General features: G+C 67.8%; 1 pseudogene. It reads right to left on the reverse strand.

What is annotated here, in order from left to right:
• Window positions 1-2,063: pseudogene (locus ELR45_RS16590) on the reverse strand (hypothetical protein); the annotation flags it as partial.

Here is a 2,063-nt window from a genome sequence, read left to right on the forward strand (position 1 = left end):
GGCCGCCTCGGCCGACTTGAGCTCCTTCACGTGGACCGGAGTACCCACCGGCACACAGTCCGTGTCGTTGTCCTCGCCACCCGGGAAGGTCACGGTGGCCCCGTTGTTCAGGCCACCCTCCTCCGGGCCGTTCTCAGACGGGACGCACTCGCCGGCTTCCGGCACGGAGCCGTCGTCGGTGAGCAGTCCCGACGTGTCGACGCGGACGGTCACGGTGTACACGTGGGCCGCGTACTCCGCATCGTCGTTCGCCACCATGGGCACGCCCCTGGCGATGAACGGCTGGTCCGCACCGTCGAAGTCACCGAGAAGCTCGACGCCCTCCGGTCCTCCGGTGACGCCGACCTCGACCACCTCGATACCGTCACCGAAGTAGAACGTGTCGCGCACGTCGTACGTCGTGGCCACGGGGACCTCGTTGGTGACCGTCACGTCGTAGGTGACATCGAACAGACCGGTCTCGCCCTCCACGGGCTCGACGGCCCCGACCACCGACTTGTCGATCTCCACCTTCGGTGTTTCCGCGTCCCACTCGTCCTCGTCGTCGACCGGAACGCCGCTGAACTCGCCGTTCGCGTCGACTCGGACCTCGTCGGCGTGGACCTCGCCCGCATTGAGCGCGGTCAGTGTCGCCACACAGTCGATGACCGCGTCCGGGTCCTCGCTGACCGGAGCCCACGTGGACACCGGTGCCTCGCCGTCGTCGCTGACGGTGTTCGCCCAGGTGACGACGAGCCGGTCACCGACGATGGCGCCTTCGCCGGACGAGCCGTCCGGGAACGAGCACACCAGGTCGGTGAGCTCCGCGTCACCCTGCGTGACCAGGTCGGAGATCACCACGTCGACCAAGGGCTCGGTGCCCGTGTTCTCCGAAGTGAACTCGATCTGTGCGGTCTCGCCCGGGACCAGGACGACGGTGCCAGGGCCGATGGGCGCGCCGCCCTCGACGTCGGGCTGGCCGCCCTCCTTGATGATCTCCACGTCCGGCTCGAAGGTCTCGGAGACGAACGGGTCCTCGTCCTCGACCTCCTCCTCGGTGGGCTCGTGGGTCTCCGGGTTGACGATCGTGCCCTCGGCGCCCGCGTTGTTCTCGTGCGTCTCGTCGGCCTCGAGCGTCAGCTCGCCCTCGCAGTAGAACGTGTCGTCCGGCTCGAACACCGTTGTCGCGATGCCGTCCTCGACGTTCGACGACGCCTCCCAGGTGACGGTCCACGTGCCGTCGGCGAACTCGCCGGCGGTGGCGTCGGTCTCGCCCGGGAAGAGGCAGGTGACGTTCTCCAGCGGCGGGCCTTCCACCGTGGTGTCGGTCACGGTCACGCTGTACAGCGGGGCCGTACCGGTGTTGGTCACCACCCAGCGCACGGGCTGCGGGCCGGTGTCCGATCCATCCTGCTCGATCGGGTACGTGACCGCGTTGTCCGCGTCGTCGGCGTCAACCTCGGGGTCCAGCGCCTCCTTCGACTCATCAGACCCGTCGGCCGGGTCGTCGGCGTTCCCGTCGTACTTGATGACGCTGATCTCACCGGAGTACGAGTTGTACTCGTCCTCGTCCTCGACCTCCTCGCCGGTACCGACGACGGTGGCGTCGACGGTGACGTCGTTCTGGTGAACATCGTCGGCGTCGCCCTCGACGACCAGTGTGGCCGCACACGGGAACGGAACGCCCGGCTCCCAGATCTCCGCGGCCGGATCACCGAAGCTGTTCTCCCAGGTGACCGACCAGATCTGACCCTCGAGAACGCCGTCCGCCTCGGACCCGTCCGGGAAGGTGCAGGACATGTCCGTGATCTGACCGCCCGAGATCGTCTCGTCGGTGACGACGACGTTCTGCAGGTCCCGGTTACCGTCGTTGGTGACCTCGAACTCGATCGTGCGCTCTTCACCCGGCGCGTACGCGGCACCATCCTCGATGGTGTCGGCGTCGTTGCCGTGCTCATCGCCCTTCTCGATGTCCACGCTCGGGTCGTCCGCCTCCGCGTGGTACGGGTCGTCGTCGGTGACCTCGATGTCGCTGGGGACGGGGTTGTCGTCGTCATCCAGCTTCGGCTGGTCGGTGAACGGGT

Source organism: Phytoactinopolyspora endophytica, from assembly GCF_004138495.1.
GTDB lineage: Bacteria > Actinomycetota > Actinomycetes > Jiangellales > Jiangellaceae > Phytoactinopolyspora > Phytoactinopolyspora endophytica.